The sequence below is a fragment of the Paenibacillus sp. FSL H3-0469 genome (genome assembly GCF_038051945.1).
In the GTDB taxonomy this organism is placed as follows: domain Bacteria; phylum Bacillota; class Bacilli; order Paenibacillales; family Paenibacillaceae; genus Paenibacillus_AQ.
Genome location: NZ_CP150302.1, coordinates 304,311 through 322,608 on the forward strand (window position 1 = coordinate 304,311; position 18,298 = coordinate 322,608).

16 protein-coding genes are annotated in these 18,298 nt (G+C 52.1%); 13 read left to right on the forward strand and 3 right to left on the reverse strand.

What is annotated here, in order from left to right; translation table 11 throughout:
- The first annotated feature begins 54 nt into the window (after positions 1-54).
- The 10 genes from ftsY to NSS83_RS01465 all read left to right on the forward strand — a co-directional run bounded on the left by ftsY (position 55) and on the right by NSS83_RS01465 (position 11,961).
- On the forward strand, positions 55-1,050 hold the full coding sequence (gene ftsY / locus NSS83_RS01420) for a signal recognition particle-docking protein FtsY (RefSeq protein WP_341021536.1): 996 nt from the start codon (positions 55-57) through the stop codon (positions 1,048-1,050).
- 907 nt (positions 1,051-1,957) lie between these two features.
- Positions 1,958-3,421 (forward strand): circularly permuted type 2 ATP-grasp protein, encoded by a 1,464-nt coding sequence (locus NSS83_RS01425; protein WP_341186104.1) that lies wholly within the window; start codon positions 1,958-1,960, stop codon positions 3,419-3,421.
- Between the two features lie 30 nt (positions 3,422-3,451).
- Complete coding sequence (locus NSS83_RS01430; protein ID WP_341186103.1) at positions 3,452-4,405, forward strand: alpha-E domain-containing protein; 954 nt, start codon at positions 3,452-3,454, stop codon at positions 4,403-4,405.
- Positions 4,402-5,268 carry a transglutaminase family protein gene (locus NSS83_RS01435; protein ID WP_341347523.1) on the forward strand — a complete coding sequence of 289 codons (867 nt, stop codon included), beginning with the start codon at positions 4,402-4,404 and terminating at the stop codon, positions 5,266-5,268. Before NSS83_RS01430 ends, NSS83_RS01435 begins: the two co-directional genes overlap by 4 nt.
- 204 nt (positions 5,269-5,472) lie before the next feature.
- Entirely contained in the window at positions 5,473-6,282 is an 810-nt protein-coding gene (locus NSS83_RS01440) for an SDR family NAD(P)-dependent oxidoreductase (RefSeq protein ID WP_341186101.1), read from the forward strand.
- Positions 6,283-6,454: 172 nt separating this feature from the next.
- The gene (locus NSS83_RS01445) at positions 6,455-7,222 is read left to right on the forward strand and encodes a DUF2087 domain-containing protein (RefSeq protein ID WP_341186100.1); all 768 of its coding nucleotides are present in this window, start codon (positions 6,455-6,457) and stop codon (positions 7,220-7,222) included.
- Between the two features lie 25 nt (positions 7,223-7,247).
- Positions 7,248-7,628, forward strand: a complete 381-nt coding sequence (locus tag NSS83_RS01450; protein ID WP_341186099.1) for a GIY-YIG nuclease family protein — start codon at positions 7,248-7,250, stop codon at positions 7,626-7,628.
- Between the two features lie 128 nt (positions 7,629-7,756).
- Complete coding sequence (locus NSS83_RS01455; protein WP_341186098.1) at positions 7,757-8,167, forward strand: DnaJ family domain-containing protein; 411 nt, start codon at positions 7,757-7,759, stop codon at positions 8,165-8,167.
- A gap of 597 nt (positions 8,168-8,764) precedes the next feature.
- Entirely contained in the window at positions 8,765-11,257 is a 2,493-nt protein-coding gene (gene hrpB / locus NSS83_RS01460; protein ID WP_341347524.1) for an ATP-dependent helicase HrpB, read from the forward strand.
- A 107-nt stretch (positions 11,258-11,364) separates the two neighbouring features.
- Positions 11,365-11,961 carry a general stress protein gene (locus NSS83_RS01465; RefSeq protein ID WP_341186096.1) on the forward strand — a complete coding sequence of 199 codons (597 nt, stop codon included), beginning with the start codon at positions 11,365-11,367 and terminating at the stop codon, positions 11,959-11,961.
- 91 nt (positions 11,962-12,052) lie between these two features.
- Here the strand turns inward: NSS83_RS01465 and NSS83_RS01470 are convergent, their stop codons facing one another.
- Together NSS83_RS01470 and NSS83_RS01475 are read right to left on the reverse strand one after the other, a co-directional pair.
- Positions 12,053-12,571: a GNAT family N-acetyltransferase gene (locus NSS83_RS01470; protein WP_341347525.1), complete on the reverse strand. Its 519-nt coding sequence runs from the start codon at positions 12,569-12,571 to the stop codon at positions 12,053-12,055.
- 41 nt (positions 12,572-12,612) lie between these two features.
- Positions 12,613-13,065, reverse strand: coding sequence for a MarR family transcriptional regulator (locus tag NSS83_RS01475; RefSeq protein ID WP_341347526.1), 453 nt, complete (start codon positions 13,063-13,065; stop codon positions 12,613-12,615).
- A gap of 663 nt (positions 13,066-13,728) precedes the next feature.
- Here NSS83_RS01475 and NSS83_RS01480 point away from each other — a divergent pair.
- Positions 13,729-14,088, forward strand: a complete 360-nt coding sequence (locus NSS83_RS01480; protein ID WP_340753846.1) for a helix-turn-helix transcriptional regulator — start codon at positions 13,729-13,731, stop codon at positions 14,086-14,088.
- Between the two features lie 107 nt (positions 14,089-14,195).
- On the opposite strand, the gene NSS83_RS01485 is transcribed toward NSS83_RS01480, so the two are convergent.
- A complete protein-coding gene (locus NSS83_RS01485) occupies positions 14,196-14,759 on the reverse strand; it encodes a TraR/DksA C4-type zinc finger protein (protein ID WP_341347527.1) in 564 nt (187 codons plus the stop codon).
- 187 nt (positions 14,760-14,946) lie between these two features.
- Between NSS83_RS01485 and NSS83_RS01490 the strand changes: the two genes are divergently transcribed.
- Positions 14,947-15,342, forward strand: a complete 396-nt coding sequence (locus NSS83_RS01490; RefSeq protein ID WP_341186093.1) for a DivIVA domain-containing protein — start codon at positions 14,947-14,949, stop codon at positions 15,340-15,342.
- A 71-nt stretch (positions 15,343-15,413) separates the two neighbouring features.
- Positions 15,414-18,146, forward strand: a complete 2,733-nt coding sequence (locus tag NSS83_RS01495) for a CHASE3 domain-containing protein (protein ID WP_341347528.1) — start codon at positions 15,414-15,416, stop codon at positions 18,144-18,146.
- Positions 18,147-18,298: the final 152 nt, after the last annotated feature.

The window sequence follows — 18,298 nt, forward strand, 5'->3', positions numbered from 1 at the left end:
GATGCAGGATTCATGAAGTGATCCCTATAACCCTTTAGGAGGAAGCATAAGCATATGAGTTTTTTCAAAAAACTGAAAGACAGCATCTCCGGCAAAACGGAAAGCGTAACGAAACAGTTCCGCGACGGTCTGGAGAAAACACGCAAGGGCTTCGTTGAGAAGGTCTCTGATCTGATTATCCGCCGCAAAAAGATAGATGAAGAGTTCTACGAGGAGCTGGAAGAGATTCTGATCGGCGCTGACGTAGGCGTAAATACGGTCATGAATCTGGTGGAGGAGCTGCGTGCCGAAGTGAAGCAGAAGCGGATCGAGGACGCGGCGGAGCTTCAGCCGATTCTCTCCCGCAAGCTGATGGAGCTGCTGCGCGGCGATGACGACAACAGTCTGAACGAGAATCCGGACGGCATTACCGTGATCCTGTTCGTTGGCGTGAACGGAGTCGGGAAGACGACGACCATCGGCAAGCTGGCGCACCGCTACAAGCAGGAAGGCAAGAAGGTTCTGCTGGCGGCTGGCGACACCTTCCGTGCCGGAGCTATTGAACAGCTTGAGGTGTGGGGCAAGCGTGCCGGAGTGGATGTTATCAAGCAGCAGTCGGGCTCGGACCCGGCTGCCGTGATGTATGATGCGGTTCAGGCTGCCAAGCAGCGCAGTGTGGATGTGCTGATCTGCGATACGGCAGGCCGGCTGCAGAACAAGAGCAATCTGATGGAAGAGCTGAACAAGATCTTCCGTGTCATCCAGCGGGAGATTCCAAGCGCCCCGCATGAGGTGCTGATGGTACTGGATGCGACCACCGGGCAGAATGCGCTAACTCAGGCTAAGCTGTTCGGAGAGAAGAGCGGCGTGACCGGTCTCGTATTGACGAAGCTCGACGGTACGGCGAAGGGCGGGATCGTGGTAGCGATCCGCCAGGAAATGAACCTGCCGGTGAAACTGGTCGGCCTTGGCGAGAAAATGGAAGATCTTCAGCCGTTCGACTCCGACCAGTTCGTGCACGCCCTGTTCGCAGGCATGATCTCGGAAGAAGAAGCTGACTCCGGGGAATAACCGTTTAACTATGAATGGATAAGATAGTCAGAACCTATATACAACAGGCTGTGCACTCCCCGGGAAAGGATGAATTTCCGGGGAGTTTTTTGTGTTGTGTGTTGAATGAATCTTACAACCTGAGAGGAGGGTGATGGAAGATTAATGAACAAATTGGTGCTGTCAAAGCAGCAGTTGGGAAAAACACACTTAATTAAGTGTATTTCAGCTAAATAGAAAAAACAAACACTGATAGAAGTAGCTTATCCAATTATTGATTAAACCCAAAACCTAACGGACCGAAGAGAGCTTATCCCCGCGAAAACGCCACTTTTTGCAGCGTAACGGATTCAGGCAACCTTATAGTCTCTTTATGAGACGTTTCGGAACTGAAGTGCAAAGGATAAGGCCTGTGGAGTCCGTTACTCGCTCAATGGACGACTTTCTTCCCAAGTAAAAGCACCTCAGTCCGTTACGCTAAACCAAACGCCCTGAAGAACAAGGCCCATTTAGAAAAAGATGTGATTCGAAGCGGAATTGCGTCTGCTCGACTATTTTAAATCAATAAATCTGATAAGGTACTGTCTTTTTCAAATCTCCTTGAATCCTTGAAGAAATTGCCGGAAAATATAATAAAAATACATCATATGAAAAATTCATAATAGTACTGCTTGTCAGCACTCCGGCATACAATGGGATGTGGAATGAACGCGCAGCACCCCGAAAAGCAAGGTTAAGAGAAAGGAAGCGATTCCAAACGGGCAGAATGATTCGGAAACTCCATTTTGCTGTTATATATATTGACATGGATAATATCATTTACGTATTATGGAGGTAGTAAATCATATTTTCGTGGTGAATTTTTAAATTTTGAACTTATTTGTCAAGAAACATAACACATTATACTGATCCGAGAGGAGTCGGGCTCATGTCCAAACTAGATCCTTTGCCCGGCCTGTCCCCGTATCCGCTGCAGCATTTCTATGATGAGATGTATGCGGATGAACGGAACGTCCGGCCTCATTACAAGCATGTGAACCGCATGTTTACCGGGATGAGCCCCGAAGAGCTGCAAGGCAAGCAAAAGCTGATGCAGCGTCGGATGATGGAAGAAGGCATTACCTTTACGCTGTATAATCCGGCACAGGATCAGCCGATGGAGCGGACAATTCCGTTTGACATGATTCCGCGCATTATTCCCAAGGGGGAATGGGAACGGCTGGAGGCGGGCATCGTGCAGCGGATTACCGCACTGAATCTGTTCATTCATGATATTTACCATGAGCAATACATCGTGAAGGACGGTATAGTGCCGCGGAGAATGATTATTTCGAACTGTTATTTCCGGCCGGAAATGTCCGGACTCCGCGTACCCGGCGGTGCGTACATCACCACTTCAGGAATTGATCTGATCCGGCATCATGACGGCGGGTATTATGTGCTTGAGGATAATTTGCGCACACCCTCTGGCTTCTCGTATCTGTTCAAGGGCAGATCGCTCATGAATCAGCTGTTTCCTGAGTTGTCGTTTGCCAGCTCCATCCGCGATGTCGATCACAGCCTGAACCGTTTCCTCTCTGTACTGCGCAGCCTGTCGCCGTCCCGGACCAAAGATCCGGTCATTGCTCTACTGACTCCGGGGGAATACAATTCGGCTTATTATGAACATGCTTTTCTGGCGCAGCAGATGGGAATTCATCTTGTTGAGGGCCGCGACCTGGTTGCACAGGACCACAAAATCTACCTGAAGGTGATGAACGGGCTGCGCAAGGTCGATGTGCTGTACCGCCGGCTGGATGATGATTTCATTGATCCGCTTGCTTTTCAGCCCAGCTCGCTGCTTGGGGTTGCAGGTCTGATGAATGCCTACCGGGCAGGAAATATCGCGATTGCCAATGCGCCGGGAACCGGGGTAGCTGATGACAAGGCCATGTATGTATATGTACCGGATATGATCCGCTATTACCTTAATGAAGAGCCGATTCTGAGTAATGTGCCGACCTATCTGCTGTCACGGCCGCAAGAGCGCCAGTATGTGCTGGATCATCTGTCTGAAATGGTGGTGAAGGAGACGTCTCTCTCCGGGGGCTACGGCATGCTGATCGGAAGTGAGGCCACGAAGGACGAGATCATAGACTTCCGGCTCAAAATACTGGCAGAACCCGAGCGTTACATCGCTCAGCCGATTATGTCACTGTCCCGTGCGCCGGTCATGTCAGAAGGCAGTATGGCTCCGCGCCATATTGATCTGAGAGCCTTTGTGCTGATGGGGGCTGACCGCAAGCCGCATGTCATTCCAGGGGGGCTGACCCGGGTGGCGATGCGTGAAGGCTCGCTGGTTGTGAACTCCTCCCAAGGCGGCGGAGTGAAGGATACCTGGGTAATGGCCTAGAGACTTTTCTAAGGTAAAGGGGGGGCTAGAATGCTGAATCGCAATGCGGAGGCTCTATTCTGGATCGGCCGATATATTGAAAGGGCTGAGAATCACGCCCGGCTGATCGACGTGCATTACCATATCCAGCAGGAAAAGGATTTCCAGGAAGAGGGGCATAAGTGGTCTCGCCTGATTGACGCGCTTGGGGTGCGAAGCGAATATTTGCAGCAGTTTGAGAGCTTCAACGAGCAGGATGTATTGTCCTTCATCACACTGGATATGGGGAATACCAACTCCCTATTCTCCTGTGTGCATCAAGCTAGGAACAATCTGCGCACCCTGCGCCAGCATCTGCCGAGTGAGCTGTGGGATATAGTCAACGGCTTCAACCTGTGGCTGGGGGAGCAGTCGGTAGCGGATATCATGCGCAGTCCCCATCAATTCTATCAGCAGGTTAAGGAACGGGCGGCGATGTTCCTCGGTGCGGAGCAATCGGTGATGCTGCGGGGCAATGAATGGCATTTCATCGAGAGCGGCCGGTTTCTGGAGCGGGCAGAGAATACGACCCGTATCCTGCAGACCGTCACGGTATCCTGCAAGTCGAAGGATATCAGCTCGATCTATACCCAGCTTCAGGCCGTGCTGAAATCGGTAAGCGGCTATCAATCCTTCCGCCGGTATTATGCGGATGATATGTCGCCGGAGTGTATTCTTGAATTCCTGATCGTGAACCCGTTCTTTCCCCGTTCGATCCGCTTCTCGTTCCACAAGCTGGAGGAGCATCTGGCCAAGCTGGAGCTGGACACGGCAGAGAAGGGCTCGGGGCATGAGAAGGTGATCCGGCAGGCGGGCAAGATCAAGGCGGAGCTGGATTATATGGAGAAGGATGAGATGTCCGGGGACCTGGCCCTGGATGTGCTGGATTCACTCATGATATCCTGTCAGAGGCTCGGCAGAACGATGGACGGTGCTTTTTTTCGCCGTGAAGGAGTCTCGGTATGAAAATACAAATCAATCACACAACCACCTACAGCTACCCCGAGCCGGTGACGGACAGTGTCAATGAGATCCGGCTGACGCCGCGCACGAACTACCGGCAATCCTGCTATCACCATGAAGTAGAGGTGCATCCGGCGGCCGATCTGCTAACGTATGAGGATTTCTTCGGCAACCGGGTCCATGCCTATTCGGTGAATAAGCCGCATACGGAAATGGTGATCCACACCAAAGCTACCGTGGTCACGCTCGACAAGGCGCAAGGCACGGATCTGCCGCATATCCCGCTGGAGGAGCAGGTGAAGCTGCTGAATGACGAGAAGTTTCAGAACCGGTATATAGAGTTTATTCTGCCTACCCGGTACACCGAGGTGACGCCGGAGCTGGTGGAATTCGCGTCGCAGCATCCTTTTGAGGAAGCCGAGGATATGTATGAATGGACTCGGAAGCTGTCGTCCACGATCTATGAGCAGTTTACGTACGATCCTGAGGCGACTAGCGTCAATACTACAGTGAAAAGAGCACTGATGCTCAAGCGCGGAGTCTGCCAGGACTATGCGCATCTGATGATTGCGGTCTGCCGCAGTGTCGGCTTGCCCTCGCGTTATGTGAGCGGGTACCATTTTGTCGGGGATTTGCAAGGGGGCAACGCTAACTTCGAACAGGCCTCCCATGCCTGGGTGGAGACGCATATTCCGGGTACGGGCTGGCTGGGCTTCGATCCGACCAATAATGTTGAAGTGAACTGGCGGTACATCAAGCTTGGCCATGGACGGGATTATAAGGATATTGTTCCGGTTAAAGGCGTATACCGCGGAGCAGCAGGCACGCTTACGGTTAAAGTGGATGTCCGGCAGCTGGAGAATTGAATACGTAGAGGAGACCCCGCAGATGTGGGTTCTTTGCTGTTGCCGGTAAGCTGCACGCTATGCCCGGTTAGCGGATGTGCTGTGCATGTTGCACGAGGTTTGTGCAATTTTTTGCATAATCTGATTATAATCGAGCATCAATTGGGTAATCTTGAAACAGAGCCATTATCAGCAGAATGGTATTCATGGAAGGAGAGTGTACATATGAGCCCCAATATAGCAAAAAAGCAACGTTTTCAAGGGAAAACAGCCATCATTACAGGTGCGGGCTCGGGAATCGGCAGAGCGGCAGCGATCCAGCTGGCACGTGAAGGCGCGAATGTCGCCTTGTTCGATCTGGTGAACGAACGTACCTCTATCCTGGAGCAGAAGCTGAACAAGCTGCGCAAGGACTGTGCCTTAGCCATTGATGTGGATACTTCGGATGCCGGCCGGATGGAGGAAGCGGTGCGCAGAACCGTGGAGCATTTCGGAGGTCTGGATATTGTGTTCGCCAATGCAGGCATTAACGGAGTGGTCGGTCCGATTGAGGAGCTGAGCGTAACTGATTGGGAGAAGACCCTGTCGGTCAACCTCACAGGCACCTTTCTGACGCTGAAATACAGCATTCCTCATCTGAAGGAGAAGGGTAAAGGCAGCATTATTATTACCAGCTCGATCAACGGCAACAGCAGATTTACCAGCTTCGGCTGGTCACCATATAGTACTACTAAGGCTGGTCAGGTTGCTTTTGCCAAGATGGCTGCACTGGAGCTGGCTAAGTTTAAAATCCGCGTGAATGTCATTTGTCCGGGAGCGATTGCCACGAATATTGATGAGAGCACGGAGTGGAACGATGAAGTGGAGTCCATTGTCATCCCGATTGAATTCCCGGAGGGAGCACAGCCGCTGGCAGACGGACCGGGTAAACCGGAGAATGTCGCCGATCTGGTCGCCTTCCTCGCCTCGGATGAATCCATTCATATTACCGGCTCGCAGATTGTGATTGACGGTGCGGAGTCGTTGCTGTCTTAAGCATATTCTGCCGCCCGTTTCTGCTATGAGACACTGCCATGATTGGCGGTGTTTTTCTTTTGCGGAAAATGGTCTAATTAGATACTTGTTAAATAACAAACGAAATGATAATATGTCTATATAAAAGCAAACAAAGGATGTGGTGGTCCAGTTGACAGGAGAGAATGAGGCGGTGCGGATATCAGAAAAATTCTGGAATGCGTCCATTGCAGAATTGAAGCAGGGCTATAATGTGGAGACGGAAGAGCGGACGGAAAAGTACCATTGTCTGGTCTGTGGCGCTGCCTTCGAGAAGGGCTTGATCTATCAGGATGCCGGGCAGTATTACGAAGCGGAGAAGTTCGCCGCTCTGCATGTGGACAGGGTTCATGGCGGGATGTTCAATTGGCTGCTGACACTGGACAAGAAGCTGAGCGGGTTGACCGAATTACAAAAGGGGCTGCTGCAGGCCTTCCGCCAAAGTCTTAGCGATGCAGAAGCAGCCAAGGAGCTGGGAATCGGCAGCACCTCTACGGTGCGTAACCACCGGTTCACGCTTCGCGAGAAGGTGAAGCAGGCCAAGCTGTTTTTGGCGGTTATGGAGCTGGCTGAGGAGAAGCCGGGAGCTTCATCGCCTTTTGTCAGTATTCCGCGTACGGCTGTGATGGTCGATGAACGGTTCGCGATTACGGAGCAGGAGAACGCCGAGATTCTGGGCACCTATTTCAAACAAGGGCCGGACGGCCCGTTGTCAGAGTTCCCTAAGCGGCAGAAGCGGAAGGCGGCTATTCTGCGGCATTTGCTGCAGCGTTTTGAGACCGGGCGCAGGTACAGTGAGAAGGAAATCAATGCGGTACTTGAAGCGGCTTACCCCGATTACGTGACGCTCCGGCGGTATCTGATCGATTACGGGCTGCTGGATCGTGAAGAAGACGGAAGCAGCTACTGGGTGAAATTATAACGGAGATAAGAAGGGGAGAGAAGAAATGACGGATAAAACGAGACGCAAGGAACTGGGATATAATTACGCACACTCGCACAGGCCGATGGGGGTATACCGGATTGTGAACACCGGCAATGACAAAATGTTTGTGGGAAGCAGCCTGAATCTGGACGGGGTCTGGAATAAGCATAAGTTCATGCTGGATATCAAAGGCCATGACAACAAGGCGCTGCAGGAAGACTGGAATGAACGCGGTGAAACGGGCTTCCGCTTCGAGGTGCTGGAGCAGATTAAGCCTGAGGAGGATTTCGTCGCGGATGTGCAGGAGCTGAAGAAGTACCGCAAAATGCTGCCGGAGATGGAGAGTAAATGGCTGGAGCAGCTGTCTCCTTACGGGGAGCGCGGCTATCATAAGCAGAAATAGAGGACAGGCGGGGATGGGAACGGAAGGAATTTGATCAGCGGCTGTGGTAAAATGAGGGCAAAGCGGCGGCAGGTAAGCCGGATGTAATAAGAAGAGATGCTCAGCTGCTGATGAAAGGTGCGGTGTGTATGGCTATATTATCTTGGCTTGCAGAACAGAGAATTCAGGAAGCGATGCGCAGCGGAGAGTTTGCCAATCTGCCGGGGCACGGTAAGCCACTGGAGTTGGAGGATCTCTCCGGCGTACCGGAGGAATTGCGGATGTCCTACAAGATTATGAAGAATGCCGGGCTGCTGCCGGAGGAATTGACGCTGCGGGCAGAGTGCGTAACGCTCGAAGAGCTGCTGGTAGCCTGCCACCGCAGCGGCAACAGTACGGCCGGGGAACGCAAGGAGCTGGAGGGTAAGCTCTCCCTGAAGCGGCTGCGCCTTCAGATGCTTTTGCAGGAACGGGGTCTGGAAGGCAATGCTGCCTATGCAGATTACGGGGATGCGGTCGGGCTGCGGCTGGCCGGGGCGGAACGGGATGGCAGGGAGTAGTCAGTGATATGGCAGGGCGACTGGGCGGATGGAAGATAAATGAATAGTGAAAAGATGAATATGATAGTTGAATGGATGGATAGGCGAGCTAGTGAATAGGGGAACAGATGAGTAGACGAGTATTGAAGTAAATATGAGGCCTCCGGTTCATGAAACCGGGGGTTTTTGTGCAAATAGAAGAATTTGTATGTTGCACACGATAACTTATATCCTTCTATTTCTCGCTGAAACGGTACCGTCCTTTAAAAGGACGGCAAAACCGTTTCCACTTGGAAGATTAGTTGGGAGGGGGGAATAGGTGGATTTCCTCCACTTGCTGATGATCGGATTGGCGTTTCGGGAACAGTAATTGGAAAAAGGGAACTTAAATTATCACAGGTTTCTTTTAATGGTCAACCTAACAGCAATAGTTGCCCTTTTTCCACTTGTTTGCCTCTAATCATACGAAATCAACAAACTAAACTACATTTTTCCACGTATTGTTGAAGACTAAATCCTCGCACAGCAGCAATGAACCGCTTGATATCTGGAATGAATTCGCCGATGATAGGGAAATGGAGATTTAACTTAACCTTTAGCAGATGATGGAGAGATGAAATGAAGCAGCTTCCGATTATGCAGGTGCTCCCTGACCTGAAGAGAATTCTGACAGACCGTGCAGCGGCGGTTCTGATTGCTGAGCCTGGGGCGGGGAAGACCACGGCGGTGCCGCCTGCCTTTTTGGAGGAGCCCTGGCTGGCCGGTAAAACTATTCTGATGCTGGAGCCCAGACGCCTCGCCGCCCGTTCGGCCGCTGCTTATATGGCTGCTTGTCTGGGAGAGAGTGTGGGGCAGACCGTAGGTTACCGTATGCGGATGGATACCCGGGTGGGGCGGAATACACGCATTGTTGTAGTGACGGAAGGTGTGCTGACGAGAATGCTCCAGAGCGATCCTTCCTTGGGGGATGTGGGGCTTGTGATCTTTGATGAGTTCCATGAGCGCAGTCTGCATGCGGATCTTGGACTGGCACTGGCGTTTGAAGCGCAGAGTGTGCTGCGCGAGGATCTGCGCATTCTGGTGATGTCGGCGACTCTGGACGGAGACCGCGTAGCTTCTCTGCTGGGGGAAGCGCCAGTCGTGCGTTGCCCGGGCCGCACCTATCCTGTGGATACGATCTATATGCCGGAGGCAAGTAATGTTTCTCCTGAGAAATCCGCAGCCGCCGCTGTCAACCGGGCACTCGCTGAGCAGCCGGGGGATGTGCTTGTTTTTCTGCCCGGGGAGCGGGAGATCCGCCGGACGGAGCAGGAGCTGGCGTCAGGAAGTCTGCCGCCGGGAACGGTAGTGCGGCCGCTCTATGGCCAGTTGCCGCAGCCGCAGCAGGATGCTGCGGTGGCTCCTGCGGTGGACGGCGAACGGAAGGTCGTGCTGGCGACTTCGATTGCCGAGACGAGTCTGACAATCGAAGGGGTACGCTCGGTGATTGACACAGGGCTTCGCCGGACACAGGTATTTTCTGCGCGTACCGGCATGCCGCGCTTAACGACGGTGTCGGTCTCGAAAGCATCGGCCGATCAGCGGCGCGGCAGGGCAGGCCGCACAGCGCCGGGCGTCTGCTACAGGCTGTGGAGCCGGGAGGCGCATGATCATCTGCCGGACGACAATGTCCCGGAGATCATGGAGACTGACTTGGCGCAGCTCGCCCTGGAGCTGGCGCTCTGGGGCGTGCGCGAACCGGGAGCGCTCGCCTGGCTGGACGCGCCGCCTGCCGCGCCTTACGCGCAGGCCACGGCGCTGCTGCGCCAGCTCGGCGCGCTGGACGCCGGCGGCGCCATTACGCCGCACGGCCGCAGCATGGCCGTGCTTGGCGCACACCCGCGCATCGCGCATATGCTGCTGCGCGCGGCAGACCTTGCAGCCGCGCCGCTCGCCGCCAGGCTCGCTGCGCTGCTGCAAGAGCGGGACCTCTTCAAGGGTCCCGCGGCTCTAGACAGCGACCTCACGCTGCGCGTGGAGACGCTGCTCGGGTACGAGCGCTCCGCCAGCAGCGGCGGAGCGGACCCGGCGGCCTTGCGCGCGGTGCAGCGCGAGAGCCGCAGCTTCCTGGCGCAGCTGCAGGCAGCGCCAGGCGAAGGGCCCGGCGACATCAGCCGCAGCGGCCTGCTGCTGTCGTTCGCCTATCCCGACCGCATCGGGCAGGGACGCGGCAATGGCGCGTTCCTGCTGTCCGGCGGCCGGGGGGCGGCGATGCGCGAGGGGCAGCCGCTGGCGCGCTCGCCCTATATCGTGGCGCCCGGCGTGGATGACCGTGCCGGGCAGAGCCGGATTATGCTTGCCGCAGCGCTCTCCGAGCAGGACCTGCTGAAGCATCATGCGGACAGCCTTCTGGAGGAGCGCGAAGTCTACTGGGACAGTGAGAGCGGAAGCGTGAAGGCGCGAAGAGTGACCCGGCTGGGGGTGCTCATTCTGAAGCAGACGACCCATGAGCGGGCTACTCCCGAGGAGACAGAGAGCGTATTGCTGAAGGTGATCGCGGCGGAAGGACTACAGCTGCTGCCTTGGGAGAAAGGGACCACTCAACTGCGGCAACGTATGGAATTCATGCACTCGCTGCGGGCTGACTGGCCCGATATGTCGGATGAGGCATTGACGGATACATTGGACGAATGGCTGGCACCCTTTATGCAAGGGATGCGGAATCTCCGTGACCTGCAGCGGGTGAAGCTGACGCAGGCGCTGGAGGGAATGCTGGACTGGAACAGCCGCCAATTGCTGAACAAGGAGGCGCCGACTCATATTACGGTACCGAGCGGTTCGCGGGTTCCCTTGGATTACAGCAATCCGGGAGCGCCGGTACTGGCAGTCAGGCTGCAGGAGATGTTCGGGCAGACGGATACGCCGAGGATCGGCGGAGGGAAGGTTCCGGTACTGCTGCACCTGCTGTCTCCGGCGAGAAGGCCGATGCAGATTACCTCAGATCTGGCCAGCTTCTGGCAGAACACCTATTTCGAGGTGAAAAAAGATCTGAAAGGCCGTTATCCCAAGCACTACTGGCCGGATAATCCGCTGGAAGCAGTGCCTACCAACCGTACCCGTCCTTCCAAATAGAAGGTGGCGGTAATCAAGTATGATGTAATCGGTGAAGCTTTTCCTGTTTGGGTGTCGCGTGAACGGGTAATACAATAGCGAACAACAATTACGAAGGAGGGCTTCAAGTGACAGAGAAAATTATTGGTGTATTCGATACGGAACAAGAAGCAACCAGAGCAATTGAAAGTTTGCAGAGTCAAGGGTTCACGAACGATGAGATTTCAGTAATTACGAAGGATCGGGATGACCTGAAACACATATCTGAAGATACAGGAACGATGGCGCCTGAAGGCGTTGCTACTGGAGCGGCTACCGGCGGCGTTGTTGGCGGAATTACCGGACTGCTGGCCGGGATCGGTGCGCTGGCCATTCCGGGAATTGGTCCAATCCTTGCTGCAGGCCCAATCGCAGCTACGTTAACAGGGGCTGCCATCGGAGTAGGAGCAGGCGGTCTGGTGGGCGGATTAATCGGACTCGGCATTCCCGAAGATGAGGCCAGAGATTACGAAGGCTACATCGACAGCGGCAAAATCCTCGTCCTCGTCGATGACAACGGCCGCGGAAGAGATATCCATACCGTGTTCCGGGGTAACCGTTCACTCAACTCGGGCCGGTACGACAGCCTGTACCCGGAGGATACCAGAGTCGGCAACTCTTTGGGCAACAGGGGCGCGATGAACGCAGACCGTGATCCAGACCTTTATAACCGGGACAAAATCTAATCTTACAGCGGTTAACCCCCGCTAATATAGCTTCATCCAACAGCTGCCTGGGACAACCCCGGGCAGTTCTTGTGCTGACTGCCTGGTTGTTCTAGCGGATGATTCTCGTCATGATCAGATCCGTTTGCTCCTCGTCACCCATATAGAAAGAGTGAACTCCCGTCTGTACGAAATTCATATTGTTGTAAAAAGAAATCGCGTTCCCGTTTTGTTCCCAAACCCCCAGCCAGAGCTTCCTTTTATTCTTTTCGACTGCAAGTTCCACCGCCTTCTCTATAAGAAGTTTCCCTAGCCCCAGCCTGTGAAAGGGCCTTCTAATATAGATCCGTTCCACTTCGAGCGAGTCCTCGCCCATATTTTCAGATTGGGCATCCTCAGCGTTAACCTTCAGGTACCCGGCAATTTCTTCATTATAATAGATGAAGTAAAATTCAGTATTGCGGTTGGTGCATTCTTTTTTTAACTGCTCTGTATGAAATGCTTTTTTGATATAAGCTTCTATAGCTTCTGGTGAATTTTGATTTTTGAAGGTGTCTGTAAACGTTTCAATACTAATTTTTTGCAGGGTGCCCAGATCGCCGGAAGAGCATCTCTTTATTAAAACAGCCATCTATAATTCTCCTTTTGTATAATCAATAGTCACTTGTACAATCAATAGTTCCGTTTGTTTCCCTTTTTTACATACCCCCAGTCTTTTTCCACATTGGATCTTACCTTTTGCAGCAGTTTCACCAGGGTAGCTGCCTCACTTTCGGAGAAGCCGGACAGCGCTACGCTGTTGGAATGATCGTTTTCTCTTTTGATCAGAGGGTAGACGGCTTGCCCTTTCTCTGTAGGCATCAGCCGTTTGATTTTTTTGTTATGCTGATCTTCATGTTTTTCAATAAAACCGTTACTCTCAAGCTTCTTTACAGCACGTGCGGCGGTTGTCCGGTCCACCTTAATCATTTCAGCCAGCTTCTCCTGGATGATCCCCGGATGCTCACAGATCCGCACCAGATACAGATATTGGCCCCTGGTTAGGTCGTACTGTTTAAATTCAATATTGCTGATAGAGTCCAGTGCCCGGGCAATCATTCCAACCTCGCGAAGAATCTCCTTCATAGATTGCAGCTCCATTATTCATATATTTTCCAGCCCCTCAACATTTCCCCCAAATCTCCTCCGCCACTTTTTCCTGTCTGTATATTATCAAGAACATTCTCTATGGTTTTAAAATAATATAGGATTTTTGTTGTAATTACAACAAAAATGTTCGTGAGAGGAGGTGAAAAGTCGGGGGATTGAGGTGGATATTTTATGTTAATTCACCATATGAAAAATTCATAATAGTTACAAATACAACATTCCAATAATCGTAATCCCATTTAAGCAGAAGCAGCTAACCATCAACACAATATGAACCGGAAAGCTTTTTAACTAGCTTATAACCTAATTTCATTATATGAAAAATTCATAATAGAAGAATTAAAAAAACAACCCCATCTACCTACAACCCCACATAATCAAACTCCACACCTGTTTATCTCCTTAAACCAGGAAAAAGTGAAAAATAACATCTTCACCCGGCAACGCAAATACCACAAGTGCCCGAAATCTCAAGCTATCTGAAACTTAAGCTTCATGACTAGCGGACTATATTGATGTCGCTTGGATTTTATTCTCAAATTACTTGTTGTGAAGGCTGGGAAATAGGGTTTATACTAGAGACATAGTTTAAATTTGCAATTCTCAAATCGTACAAAAAAACACCCCGGGAGGTGTCCTATGGCGTTCATGATTGCCCAGCGGGCGTTTATAAAGGTATACCTGATTACAATGGTGGAGCAGCACAAAGGGTATGGGTACCAGATGCTTGAGGATTTGCGCAGAGATTTCAAGGCTCATGGCTATTCCCCTCCCCAAAGTGAAATTTACCGAGCTCTGCATGAGCTGGTACAGCAAGGGATACTTTACCGCACCAAGCAGCTTAAGGGAAACGACCCGAAGGTCGATTTTCAGGAGATTGTCCTGTATCATTTCACTTCGGACGGGGAGGAGAAGGCCAAGCTGTATAAGAAGCAAGTGAAAGCTGACCTGGACCGTTGTCTTGGAATTCTTAATAAGGCAGTAGCAGACAACTTCTGATGGAGGATCGACGAGCTGGCTCGCTCATGCTTATCGTTCTAGCCACGATCCGGCGGACTTATCTAAATCAGTCTATCCACAAGCCTTGTAAGCTCTACACTGCCGGATCAGGAATCCTCATCTTCAGAATCCTGGCCCGGCGGGGTCACCGGCGAGCTTGCGCTGCCATAATCCTCCACGGCTTCCCAGGCACCGGCATCGTCGAACCGTCCGCTATTCTGCTGGCGTCCTTCGCCTGCACCGGCTGGCGGCGGGGTCATGACCTCTTCTTCCACAGGACGTGCGTCAGTGTTATTGCTGGTTGGGGCATGCTCCACGGTATAGCGGGTGTAGGGGATGGCCTCAAGCCGTTCATAAGGAATCTCTTGCTTGCTGGCCTCGCAGATGCCGTACGTTCCGTCATTCATCCGCACAAGTGCAGCCTCGATCTCCGTTAATTCTTCGGATAGCGAGGTGTTGATGGACAGATCGCGGCTGCGTTCAAAGGTCTCCGTGCCTGTATCGGCAGGATGGTTATCGACAGAAGAGAGCTCGCCCGTAGAGAGATTAAGGGAATCACCAAGCAGGCTGTCTTCAGCTCCGTTGCCGGAGAAATGCTGCTCCAGCTCTGCCTTGCGTTCCTCAAGGGCTGCCCGGAGTGTATTTAATTGGTCTTTGGTTAAGTGGCTCATGTGTCATCTTCCTTTCAGCTTGATTAGTAGTTACACTGTCGTAATCTTTCCTTACCCTAATGTGTTATAGGGCAATCAGCGGACATCTCTATGCTGAATTGTAACTTTAGTGATATTTTCAGGCTGCTTTCACCCTGTTATAATAATTACTGCCGGATGAAAGCAGCACACACTTGGAGGTTATGAAATGGACGAACATATGAAACGGCGGCTGGATAAGCAGAGAAAGCTGTTCAGCCAGCTCGGTATTACACTTGATGCACTTACAATTCATGAGAAGGAATTCAGTATGAAGCTTCGCGGCTATGATGCCGAAGAGGTGGATACGTTTCTGGACAGCGTAATTAAGGATTATGAACGGTTCTATGCCACCATAGCGGATCTGATGGATAAGTGGCAGGAACAGCAGCTTGAGATGAAAGAGCTGAAGGCAGAGGTGAGAACCTCAGCCACTCCGGCCCCTGTGCCGATAATTAAGGGGATCGATCCGCAGGATCTTGAGGATATCATCATCAAGCTGGAAGCCAATGTGCGTCAGCTCAAGGACAGATTGCCTATGCCCCGCACGGAGGGGTATTTATAAGCCCTGTGCAGCCACAGCGTGAGAGACAACAATATGCAGCATAAGTATAACTCTGGACGGGGGTTGGACCATTGCCGGAGAAGCATGCTTGGAGCTTGAAGATCCGCGGCAAAATCGCACTTGGATATGTCATCATACTATTAATGCTAGGGCTATTTCTGATTATAGTCTCTGGCCGGATTAACAGCCTGGAGAAAGAAACCGTGTTCTTGAGCGATCATGATATAGAAGTTCATGAACTTACATATCAAATTGAGAAAAATGTACTCGATATGGAGACCGGACAGCGGGGGTACGTCCTTACCGATGATGAGTCTTACCTGGCGCCGTATAATGACGGGCTGGTGGAGTGGAGAATTAATGCAGCGAAGCTGAACAAACTCATTGCTGATAACCCGAATCAGGTGCGGAATCTGGACACGATAATGGATAATATCGAGAAGTGGGTCGATGTCGCCGGACAGCATGTGGTTGAGCTGAAGAAGAACGGGCATATGGAGGCGGTCAATGCCTTTTTCCGCAACGATACGGGGAAAAATCTCGTTGACACCATCCGCTCCCAATCCGATTACTTCCGTGACATCGAACGAACGCTCACGAATGACCGGATCAGCAATCTGAAGGACAGCAATCATAAGCTGCTGATCACCATGTACATATTGTGGGGACTGGTGGTCGTACTTGCGCTGCTCATCACTTATCTGCTCTCGGCCAGCATTGTGAATCCATTGCACAGCGTCATACAGGCTATTAACAGCATTGCCTCCGGCGGTAACCGCTCAGAGCGTATTAAGGTGAAGACGCTGGATGAAATCTATGACCTCAGCGAAGCAACGAACGGACTGCTGGATAATGTGCAGCGGGAGCAGTGGATGAGCGAACAGCTCACCTCAATGTCGATTGCCCTGCAAGAAACTGTTGATATGCCTTCGCTGTGCAGAATTTTTGTCAGCCGGTTGTCGGTTATGCTGGAAATGCAGTATGCCACTATATACGTCGTGAATAACGATGAACTGTTCGAGCGTATCTACTCCTATGCCGGAGCAGAGAATAAGGAAGAACATATAGGACCGGACATTATTCACCCGGGAGTAGGCCTCGCAGGTCAATGTGCGCTGGATCAGCGGATGAATGTGATCGAGCAATTGCCTGATGACTATATCTACATCAACTCTGCTCTGGGCAGAACGGCACCTAAGTTTGCTGTGATCGCTCCGATTATTTTTGAGAACAAGACCGTTGCCGTACTGGAGATTGCTGCGCTGACCCGTTGGGCACCTTATCATTTCGAGCTGCTGAAGGAATTGCTGGACATGATGGGGGTTACCGTGAATTCGGTGAAGACCCGGATGGAAATCCAGAGGCTTCTGCATGAATCGCAGGTGATGAACGAAGAGCTTCAGGTTCAATCAGAGGAGCTTCAGACGCAATCTGAGGAGATGCAGATGCAGACGGAGGAGCTTCAGAGTCAGACCAGCGAGCTGCTCACCGTGAACAAGGAGCTTGAGAATCAGAAATATGTAGCCGAGAATGCCGCGATTGAGCTGGAGCGTTACAATGAACAGCTGGAGCAGAGCTCGCGCTACAAATCTGAGTTCCTGGCCAATATGTCGCATGAGCTGCGTACGCCGCTGAACAGTATGCTGATTCTCTCACAGCTCCTGACGGAGAACCGTAATCATACCTTAACTGAGGAAGAACTGGGCTATGCCTCAGTCATCTACAATTCCGGCAGTGATCTGCTCAATATGATTAATGATATTCTGGATCTCTCCAAGGTGGAAGCCGGCAAAATGCTGGTGGAAATGGATGCCGTTAATCTCACCGAGCTGCCCTCACTGCTGCAGGGTTATTTCGGCAAGCTTGCCGAAGCGCAGAATGTGGATTTTAACGTGACCCTGAACCCGGAGGTTCCGGATCTGTTCTTCACCGATGAGATGCGGCTGCATCAGATTCTGCGGAATCTGCTGTCCAATGCCTTCAAATTCACGGAGCAGGGCTCAGTGACCGTGGAGATTACCAAGCTGGCGGCATATTCAGATCAGCGTTACATAACAGAGGGGCCGGTGCTGGCCTTTGCTGTACAGGATACCGGAATCGGTATCTCCAAGGAGAACCGTGAGCTGATTTTCGAGGCCTTCCGCCAGGTGGACGGAACGACTGCCCGCAAATTCGGGGGAACCGGTCTGGGCTTATCCATCTCCCAGCAATTGGCTCAGCTACTGGGCGGACATATCAGCCTGGAGAGTGAAGAGGGCGAGGGCAGTACATTTACCTTGTATCTCCCTTGCCGTGAACTGGACAGTGAAGAAGAACCGTTCCATCCGGCGGAGCTGGCTCAGACGGCAGCCGGGTCGGAGCACTCCGGGACTGTTCCTGATGAAGGGCAGCCGGGTAATGCCCAGGACTCCCTGTTCGAGAAGGAATATGCCATGCTTCAAGGCAAAACTGTCCTGATTGTAGATGATGATCTGCGCAATATTTATGCCCTCCAGAAGGGTCTGGAGCCTTACGGGATGATCATCATGACCGCTCAGACAGGGTATGAATGTCTTCAAGTGGTTAGAGAGCGGCCGGAGGTGGATATCGTACTCCTGGATATTATGATGCCGGTTCTGGATGGTTATGACACGCTGTCTATTATCCGTGAGGAGATGCATCTCACCGACCTCCCGATCATTGCGGTCTCTGCCAAGACGATGAAGGAAGACCGTGAGCGCTGCCTGGCCGCCGGAGCCACTGATTTCATCAGCAAGCCTGTACTGATGCAGGACGTCATTACACGAATGTGCCGGTACATTTGACTTTTCCAAAAACCCATTGACGGGAATACAAGGTATGCTTTATGATGGGTTCATAAATGATCATTTATATGCAGTGGCGTGTTACCTTAACAGGGCATGAGCCAAGATTCGTACTCAACACTTTGAGTCCAGTCTTGGCTCTTTTTTGTGCA